General features: G+C 61.1%; 6 protein-coding genes and 1 pseudogene. 6 read left to right on the top strand and 1 reads right to left on the bottom strand.

Translation table 11 applies throughout. The features are described from left to right. The 6 genes from EYS21_RS23515 to EYS21_RS22560 all read left to right on the top strand — a co-directional run. Positions 1–405, top strand: a 405-nt coding sequence (locus EYS21_RS23515; RefSeq protein ID WP_165478387.1) for a VOC family protein, incomplete at its 5' end; no start/stop codon positions are given. Positions 406–593: 188 nt separating this feature from the next. Further along, positions 594–2,249, top strand: a complete 1,656-nt coding sequence (locus EYS21_RS22580; protein ID WP_165478386.1) for an FAD-binding protein — start codon at positions 594–596, stop codon at positions 2,247–2,249. Between the two features lie 255 nt (positions 2,250–2,504). After that, positions 2,505–3,932 carry an FAD-dependent monooxygenase gene (locus EYS21_RS22575; protein ID WP_131135478.1) on the top strand — a complete coding sequence of 476 codons (1,428 nt, stop codon included), beginning with the start codon at positions 2,505–2,507 and terminating at the stop codon, positions 3,930–3,932. A 12-nt stretch (positions 3,933–3,944) separates the two neighbouring features. Continuing rightward, positions 3,945–5,120: an epoxide hydrolase family protein gene (locus EYS21_RS22570; RefSeq protein ID WP_131135477.1), complete on the top strand. Its 1,176-nt coding sequence runs from the start codon at positions 3,945–3,947 to the stop codon at positions 5,118–5,120. Between the two features lie 441 nt (positions 5,121–5,561). Then, entirely contained in the window at positions 5,562–5,879 is a 318-nt protein-coding gene (locus tag EYS21_RS22565) for a 2Fe-2S iron-sulfur cluster-binding protein (protein ID WP_131135476.1), read from the top strand. After that, the gene (locus EYS21_RS22560; protein WP_131135475.1) at positions 5,876–7,138 is read left to right on the top strand and encodes an FAD-dependent oxidoreductase; all 1,263 of its coding nucleotides are present in this window, start codon (positions 5,876–5,878) and stop codon (positions 7,136–7,138) included. The genes EYS21_RS22565 and EYS21_RS22560 overlap by 4 nt, the downstream gene beginning before the upstream one ends. Positions 7,139–7,852: 714 nt before the next feature. Here EYS21_RS22560 and EYS21_RS22555 read toward each other — a convergent pair. Then, positions 7,853–9,415 (bottom strand): annotated as a pseudogene (locus EYS21_RS22555) (IS1182 family transposase); the annotation flags it as partial. Between the last annotated feature and the right edge of the window lie 56 nt (positions 9,416–9,471).

Below are 9,471 nucleotides of genomic sequence, written 5' to 3'. Positions count from 1 at the left end.
CTTGAGGAACGTCTCGGATATCAGTTCAACGAACCTACTCAGGTAAGAGCCCAGGATATGGAGGACCGGATAAGCGGATCGCGAGGCCCGATGGACCTACGAATTGCTTACACTCGCGACTCCCCCTTCAGGCTGGAGGTTATCGAGAGTAATGGCGTGGGCATCTATGGGGAGAAATTCCTAGGATTGCATCATCTGGGAATCTGGGAACCGGATCCTACGGCGCGCCTTCGCGCGTTGGAGGAAGCCGGCGATCCGGTCGACGCGGTCTTCCGCGAGGCGGACGGTTCCGTATCCATTATCTATGCCCGCTCGAGCAGCATGCTCGGGGCGCGGATCGAATATGTCGCCGATAGCCAGCGGATCTCATTCGAGCGCTGGTTCGACACGGGCAGCTTCGCCTGAATGCGATTCGCTTCGTCAATGGGCAGCGGGCTCGCTGGTGGCCTATCAGACGAATCTGGCATTCGTGGTTGCGCTCGACTGCAACCGGAATCTACCATACAGTTGGTAGATGAATCCTCCATGTCGCTGCTGAGGCGATTCAATCGAATTACGGCGTATGGTATTGGCAGTCTCAGAGAGGAGACATTGTGTTCGACGCAAACTTTGATTTCGTGGTGATTGGCTCTGGGGCGGGTGCCCTAGCAGCAGCGATTGCCGCTCGTAAGCAGGGTTTAAAGACCCTGATTCTGGAAAAGACAGACAAAGTCGGCGGCACTTCGGCCATTTCAGGGGGTGCAGTATGGATCCCGAATAACCACCTGATGCACAGGGCCGGGCAGGGCGACAGTCGTCAGGATGCGCTTACCTACATCAATGCTGCTGTCGGGCCGGAAACGCCGGCGACCAGTATGGACCTTCGGTTGGCCTTCATCGACAGCGGTCCGGAGATGGTCCAGTTCCTCGAAGCCGAGGGCATGCAGTGGCGTGTCATGATTCCGTATCCCGAGTATTACTCTTCGTTGCCGAAGGGTGATGTCAAGGGGCGCTCTCTGGAAGTCGATAGTTTTGACATGAGGGCGCTTGGCCCTTGGGAGCAGCGTGTCCGTGGAGCCCAAGGCATGCCGGGGCTCGTACTCTACAACACGGAAGCTAGGGACTTTCTGATGATCCGGCGAACAATCCGTGGTTTTTATACCGCAGGAAAGGTGGGCCTTCGGTCATTCGTTCAGAAGATTATCGGCAGGCACACTGCTGCAGTGGGACAGTCGCTGATCGGTCAGCTGCTGAAGATCACCTTGGACCGTGGAGTTCAGATCTGGCCATCGAGCCCCGTGCTTGAGCTGATCGTCGAAGGCGGGAAGGTCGTCGGCGTTGTGGCGGAGCGTAACGGCAGGCGGGTGCGGATCGCGGCCAACCATGGGGTTCTGATTGCGTCGGGAGGCTTTTCGCGGAACACGAGCATGCGCCAGGAGTTCCAGCAGGGTCCCGTTGACCTGAGCTGGAGCCTCGTTCCGGAAGGTGCAGACGGAGATTTCTACCAGTGGGTGACGGAGCTGGGTGCGGCGACTGCTCAGATGGACCTTGCCTGGTGGATGCCGACGATGATCGACGACAAAGGCGTCACCCGGTTCAATATCTGGGAACGGTCGCATCCCCACTCGATCGTCGTAGATTCGACTGCCCAGCGCTTCGTGAGTGAATCCACCGGCTACCTTGAGTTCGGGGCCGCCATGGAAGAACGTAACAAGACGGTTCCTGCCGTGCCATCCTGGCTAATCATCGACAGTCAGCACCGCCGTTCATACCCGTTCGCATACATGCCCCCGGGCGTGACTCCTCAGGCGGCGGTCGACGGCGGCTTCCTGATCCGGGCCGACACGGTCGAGAAGCTTGCGACAAAGATTGGGCTCGATCCCGGTGCCCTCCGCACTACCGTTGATCGCTTTAACGGCTTTGCCACGACCGGGATTGACGAGGACTTCAACCGCGGCTACAGCGCATTCGAGCGCCACTACAGTGATCCGCGCCAGAAACCAAATCCGACGCTAGGGGCGATTGAGTCAGCGCCGTTCTACGCCATTAAAATCGGGCTCGGCGACCTCGGAACAAAGGGCGGCGCGATCACAGACAGCGATGGCAGGGTGCTGCGTGAAGACGGCACGACCATCCCGGGGCTTTACGCAGTGGGCAACGCCACGGCGTCCATGCTCGGTGGCTCCTACCCTGCCGCCGGTGCCACTATTGGCGCAGCGATGGTGTTCGGATATCGCGCTGCCCTTGCAGCAGCCAACTCGACGGCGTAAGGCGCAGTGGCCCCGCAAGCGAGCGGTCGCAGGCCGCGACGCCGTCAGCCACCCAGCTCTCGACTCGTGGCGCCCAGAACCTCTCGAGGGAACGCCGGCCTCCGGCACTCAAAAAAATCAATAATGAGTCGACCCTAAACGATCGGCCGTTTGGTAGTATAAGGTGACGTTGGCCGAGCCTGTGGAAGGCGACGGAGCGACGTCGCGACAAAAGCCGGGCAACGACGCCCGGCAGAAGAAAGGATTCCGATACTCATGACCGCAGATCAGAATGTCTCGACCGGAGGGCTCGGCACCGCCGTCGTCATCGGTGCAAGCATCGCGGGCTCCAGCGCCGCGGCAGCTCTGTCATCAAGGTTCGCCAAGGTGATCGTTATCGACCGCGACACGCTCCCGGCCGAACCGACGAAACGACGGGGGGTGCCGCACTCGGGTCAGTTCCACATACTTAGCGCTGGGGGCAGGTTGGACCTTGAGAAGCTTTTTCCTGGTCTTACCGAAGATCTGACGGCTGCTGGCGTCCCGTATGCTGATCCGACAGCGGTCTTCCAGTATGGGTCGAAGTTCGGCTGGTTCCCGCGCCACTCTTCCGATATGCGTATCCTGCTGGGCACCCGCCGCTACCTGGAGTGGTATCTCCGTGGCCGCGCTGGAAAACTCGGGAACGTGAGCTACTTGCAGCGCACCCCCGCGAAGGGCCTCGTTATCGAGGACGGGCGGGCCGTCGGTGTCGAAGTTCAGGACCTTGACACGAAGGAACTCCGTGTCATCCGGGGCGACTTGATTGTGGACGCGAGCGGGCGTCCATCAATCGCACCCGACTGGTTCGCAGCGGCCGGTTACGCAAAGCCAGTCGAGACGGTGATCAACGCGCGGTGGGGCTACGCCACCACCTACGTGCGTGTGCCCGAGGGCTGGGACCCGGGTTGGTCTGCCTTCTACGTCGGACCCACGGTCAACGGCGAGGGCTACGCGGCGACGCGCGGCGCATCCATGTGGCGGCAGGAGGATAATCTCATGGTCGTTACGGCCCAGGGGTGCGCCGGCGACCTGCCGCCGAGCGACGTCGACGGCTTCCTAGACTTTATCTCCAGCTTTGGTTCAACAGAGTTCAGAGACCTGATTGAGCAGTACGGACGTGTGTCAGATATTGAGGCCTGGCAGAACACCTCGAACCGCCTCCGCGACTGGTCAAAGCTCGAGGAGCGTCCCGAGAACTTTGTAGTTGTCGGTGACGCAGCGGCAGCTTTCAACCCCATCTATGGGCAGGGTATGACTGTTGCGGCGCGTAGCGCGCGGACGCTGGAGTCTTCCCTCACGGACTTCCTCTTGGACGCCGCGCCCGAAGCCAGCTTGGACGGCTTCGCCGAGCGTTTCCAGAACGATCTTCAAAAGGTCATTGAGCCGTCTTGGATGTTCTCGACTACATCGGACTACGGCATTCCGGGGGTGGAGATCGATGGCGTGACCCTGGATTCGGTCAAATCGCCCGAATCCGAGTACGCTGACCGCGTGATTGCCCTTGCTACTGAGGACGAGTCGATCTCGCTGAAGTTCATGGAGACAATCAACATGGTGCGGTCAACGGAATGGTTGGGTGACGAAGAACTCCGGGACCGTGTGCTCGCGGACTGGGACCGGCTCGGAAACCTTCGACGCACTGATGTTCCGACGAACGCTTGAGATGGGACAGTGATGATGGAGTTCACACCTTTTAGTGTCAAAGTATCCGACGAGGTCCTGACCGATCTTGACCGGCGTCTCGCAAGCACCCGATGGCCTGATGCGATCCCGGGCACCGGCTGGACCTACGGCACGGATCTCGGCTACCTTCAGGAACTCATCGCTTATTGGAAGGACCAATTCGACTGGCGATCCTTTGAGGTCCGTTTTAACAAATTTCCGCAGTTCACCACGATGATCGACGGACAGCGGATGCATTTCATCCATGTGAAGTCACCTGTACCTGATGCCAAACCGTTGCTACTGCTGCACGGTTGGCCGAGTTCTCCTCTGGAGTTCCTCAAGGTGATAGGACCTCTAAGCAACCCGGCAGCTCACGGTGGGCGCGATGAGGATGCATTTGACCTCGTTATCCCCTCGCTTCCGGGATTCGCCTTCAGCGGGCCGACGAATGACGCAGGTTGGCATCCCGGCCGGATCGCTGACGCGTTCGCTGAACTCATGACTGGACTCGGCTACGACTACTTCTTCGCGCACGGCGGCGACTTCGGTTCCGTACTCGCGGGGCAGTTAGCACTTCGCCATCCAGACCGGGTTTCGGGTCTGCACGTCACGTTCCTCGTGACGGGTGGACTCCGGCCGGAGGATGGCGACCCTACGCCAGAAGAGGCACAGCTCGCTGACGATCAAGCCGTCTACAACATGGTGGAAACGGGCTACTTGGCCCTGCAGGCGAGCAAGCCGCAGACGATAGCTTACTCACTCGTAGACTCTCCGGTCGGACTCGCGGCATGGATCGTCGAGAAGCTCAATACTTGGACCGACAACGGCGGGGACCTCGAAACAGTGCTCAGCAAAGACGAGATCCTGGCTAACATCATGACGTACTGGGTGACCGCAACTGGCGGATCGTCCGGCCGCCTCTATTTCGAAACTGCTGTCGCGGGGATGATGGGTCCCTCAGCAAAGCGGGTGGAGGCACCAGTAGCAGTCGCGATCTTCCCGCACGAGCTCTATCGCGCGACGAGACGGGTTGCGGAACACCACTACAACGTCGTGCGCTGGACGCCGCAGGCGAAAGGCGGGCACTTCCCGGCGTTGGAACAGCCAGAATTCCTGGCCACGGACATCCGAGACTCGCTGCGCGCAATGTCGGGCGTGCCTGCCGTGGATGGGAGCGCCGGCTAAGGGTGCACCTCTGTCCATACTTGGGCAGTCAATATAGACCAACAGCGGCGCGGAGCAGCCGGATCCGCGCCGCTGTTGCGCCTGCCTGTAAAGGTTTGACAGTGCGAATCACGGCAGTAGTCTCAAGTCCCTCCCTCGCCCTCGTGTCGGTGCCGTCAGGCCTGCTCGTCACCGTAATCTCGGTCAGCTACCTGCTCAGCGTTGGGTACCTGGGCTGGCCCACTCTTCATAAGACAAGGTCCAGCAAGGGCTCTGGCAGGTCTGATCTTCGTGCATTCAAAAGTACAAATCCTTGGTCCTGGCGCGATTCTCAGCCTCTAATCAACCAAATGAATGGTAGACTATAGCTATCTCATTACTGCGGTTCATCACGGCATACGAGGAATATCCTCAGCTTTCCGCGGACAGATGTCGCTAGGACTAAACGAAGAGGACAGAACCATGACGCAGATCACCTATGTGTCAACCGATGACACTAGACACACAGTGGACGCCCCCGATGGTGAGTCCCTAATGCGAGTTGCCTTGCAGCACGATATTCCGGGAATCGTTGGCGAATGTGGGGGGGAGCTCACCTGCGGCACGTGCCACGTCTACGTGTCCGACGAATGGTCCGACCGGGTCGAACCTGAATCGGAGGGCGAGCGGGAGCTGCTTTCGATGATGGACGGCGTGCGGCCCGAGAGTCGACTCGCCTGCCAGATCCGCGTCCAGCACGACATGCATGGGTTCACCGCACGGATTTCCGATCACCAATGAGCGGGGATTCTCCTGTTGAGAGCGCTCAGTCCTACGATGTGCTTATCGTCGGCGCCGGGCAGGCGGGAGTGCAGACCGCAATGTCTCTTCGCCAAGGTGGATTCGAAGGTTCTATCGCAATCGTGGGCGACGAGAATGAGTTGCCGTACCAGCGGCCCCCGCTTTCCAAAGCATACCTACGTGGCGATGCCGAAGTCGGCGAGTTCCGCTTCCGGTCCGCCGAATACTGGACAAAGAATTCAATCGAGATGATCTCAGGGATCACGGTTGAATCTGTCGATGTCGATGCGCATGAGGTCTTGACCGAGAACGGTCTACGGATCGGCTACTCACACCTCGTATGGGCCGCCGGCGGCCGGGCTCGCACACTCGCAGTCCCGGGAGCGAACCATTCCGGAGTCTTCAGCTTGCGCAACCACGCCGACGCCGAGCGGCTGCGTGTGAGCCTCGTGGATGCACGGTACGCGGTGATTATCGGCGGAGGCTATATCGGACTGGAAGCGGCGGCAGCACTCGCTCAGCGAGGTGTCACCGTGACAGTGATCGAAGTACAGGAACGTCTACTGGCCCGTGTGACGTGCCCCGCGGTCTCCGACTTCTATTCCGACCTCCACCGGGCTGCCGGCACCACCATACTGCTTAGTTCGGGCGTGGAACATATTTTAGGCGAGAACGACCATGTAGTCGGAGTGCAGCTGAGTAGCGGTGAAATTTTGCCTGCTGACTTGGTCATCGTAGGCGTCGGCCTCATTCCCAACGTCGAACCGCTTGCCGCGGCTGGCGTCGTTTGCTCTAACGGTGTCGAGGTAGATGGGGAATGCCGAACCTCGGCCCCCGACATCTTCGCTGTCGGGGATTGTGCCAACTTCAAGAGTTCGTTCTCCGGCGGGGCGCGCGTCCGTCTAGAATCGGTGCCCAACGCCGTCGAGCACGGTAAGGTCGTGGCGAGCGTGATCCTTTCGCTGCCGAACGACGTCAAGGCCCCACCCTGGTTCTGGTCACACCAATTTGACACCAGGCTGCAGACGGTGGGTCTACAGGCCGGGCACGATGAGGCAATAGTTCGCGGCGAGCCGGGAGCATCAAAGTTCAGCATCGTCTACCTTCGCAGCGGTCGGGTCATCGCTCTCGACTGCGTCAATTCAATCGCGGACTTCGCCCAGGGCAAGCTTCTGGTGGAGCAGGGCACGCCAGCGACCCCGGAGGAACTTGCCGATACCACCATCGAACTCAAGAGCTTGGCGACACGAGCGGCCTAGGATCAATGTGTATGTTGCTCGTCACCCGGCTAAGTGTTCCAACGGAGCCCGACGTGTCATTTGAGGGCGGTCTTGATTTTCTGCGGGCTGTCCGTGCCTCTGCTCGAATTGTTTAGATTGGTGTTCTCTGACGTTACGGCCGCGACACCTGTCGCCTCTTGCGACGTCCTTGAGTAAACCACAGGATTGTTGGTTTTCGATGTGTCCGATGGGGGAGTGCCTCCCGTTTGTTGGACAGGAAACCGAGATGATTCTGTGATGATGATGCCGACAACCATTTTGGAACGATTTGTCGGCGCTGGTCGAAAAGGGAGCCATTTCGCCGCCGTCCCAATGGCTCAGTTTTCGACCGTCGCCGACACGATTCGAGCCGAACAGGCCCTGCAGTCGGGACGTGGAGCGTGTCGTTGAATTTCCCACCCCGCCAGTCATCCCCTCCATGTCCAGGTACCGGGCATAGTGCCGCGTTTCAATCACTCACTGCCCACCGACATCCTAGGACTGCGCTGAACTAAGCACTGTTTGAGGGGCCGGTTTGGGGGGATGGTGCCTGGATCGGCCCCTCGGTCGTTTCGGTGGGCGTCCGAAGGGTCGGGTTTCCGCCCGTTTTTCCGGCCGCGGGGAGGCCGTTGGAACGGTGCAGCGGACAGGGCTGCGGGTACCGGTGGCGCTGCGCCGCGCTGGCCGGTTCAGGCCATTTCCATGCCCGTTTTGGTGGGTGAGGCCAAGTTTCAGGAGTCGTTTGAGGTTCAGTCCGGCAACGCGGGACTGGATCCAGGCGTGGTTCTTCACGGTGCCGCGGTAGCGCAGGCGCTTGTTGCCTCCGGCGACGAGCCAGGCTATGGATCGTTCGATCAAGGGCCGGTATTGCCGGTAGTCCTGCTGGAAGCCGGGTTCCTTCGCTGCGGCCCGGTGGGCGCGCTGGCGGCCGTGGTGGACGGTGATGACGAGTTTGCGGCCCTTCTTGGCTGTGGTGCAGGCCGCGCGCAGTGGGCAGTCGTTGCAGCCGGCCCCGAAGTTCACGTTGCCTTTGGGGCTGATCTTGCGGACCAGCCCGTTCGGGCACGTCATCGTCCCTGTCTCGGGGTCGTGGGCTAAGTCATCGAGGGTGTATCCGCCGGCAACGGTGGGGCGCAGCGGTTTGAGTTTCACGAGGGCCCGGTGCCCGGCCTCTTCGAGATGTTCGAGCATGTCCCCTGACCCGTAGGCCGAGTCGCCCAGGACCTGGTATGCGGCACCCTGCTCCATGGACGGGTCGCCGGCAAGCAGCTCCTGGCCGGCCTGGGCATCGGTCGAGCCATCGCCGGCTGCCTTCGTGATGGCGGCGTTGGTGATCAGCCCGGTTTCGGGTTCCCCCACAATGTGGGCCCTGTACCTATCGCGGAGCGCGGAGCGCGACTTGTGTGCGTGCCGGGCTTCCGGGTCCACGATGGAAATGATCCGGTCCTTGGCGACCCTCCGGGCGATCTGCCAGCGCCCGTCCGTGCCGACGGATCCTTCGGCCGGTTCCACGTCCTGCCCGGCAACCAGTGCCAGCAAAGAATACGCCTCATGGGCCCTGCCCGCCAAACCTTCCGGGTCCACGGCGTCCAGCAGGGCCAGCGCGTCCGTGACCAGGGCGGAAACCAGCGCGTTCCTTGCCTCCCTGTCGTCCCAGGCAATCTCGGGTTTCCCGACCCTGGCGTAGTCATAGCGGCACGCGTGGACCGCGAGCAGGCTCGCCCCGTCCGGGACGTCCCGGCCGAATCGGCGGATCCCGGCGATCAGCTGCGTGATGGTGTCCTGCCGGGCCACGGCATCATCGAGGACCGTGGAATCCATGGCCCGGCGGTGCCGGCCACATTCAACACCCCGGTCGCCGTGATGACCTCGAAGACGGCTTCGGTGATCCGGTGCGGACGATCGCTGCCGGCCAGCCGCTTGCGCCAATAGGTCAACGTGGACGGGTGGAACGCGGCTTCGTTGAGCCCGTACCCGCAGGCCGCTTTCCACAGCAGATCAAAGGTCAATGCCTCGGCCGTTCCCCGGTCCGAGAGCCCCTCCAAGGCCTGGAGGACCAGCACCGAACCGATCACCGACGCCGGGATCGACGGACGGCCCCTCGAGGACGTGAAAAGGTCCTCCATCATCGAATCCGGAAACAACAGGCCCCGGTGTTTGAGCCAAAAAAGCGAAGGCACTGCCCGGGGCCAACAACTCCCCGGCCAGTGCCTCCACATCCAAAAACCCGCGCTGGCCGTCCTCAATTCCTTGCGTCCAACCAGTCTTAACGACCAGCCCGGCAAATCCAGCGGGCGCGCCTTAAACCACTCAAATTGTTCAGCGCCGTCCTA

Origin of the sequence: Arthrobacter sp. S39 (genome assembly GCF_004320525.1) — a bacterium.
Taxonomy (GTDB): Bacteria; Actinomycetota; Actinomycetes; order Actinomycetales; family Micrococcaceae; genus Arthrobacter.
This window is presented reverse-complemented; position numbering and strand designations above follow the sequence as displayed.

Bases quoted from the DNA above. Each gene is read 5' to 3' on its own strand.
- EYS21_RS22575 (WP_131135478.1), top strand. From the start codon at position 2,505: ATGACCGCAGATCAGAATGTCTCGACCGGAGGGCTCGGCACCGCCGTC.
- EYS21_RS22560 (WP_131135475.1), top strand. From the start codon at position 5,876: ATGAGCGGGGATTCTCCTGTTGAGAGCGCTCAGTCCTACGATGTGCTT.
- EYS21_RS22565 (WP_131135476.1), top strand. From the start codon at position 5,562: ATGACGCAGATCACCTATGTGTCAACCGATGACACTAGACACACAGTG.
- EYS21_RS22570 (WP_131135477.1), top strand. From the start codon at position 3,945: ATGATGGAGTTCACACCTTTTAGTGTCAAAGTATCCGACGAGGTCCTG.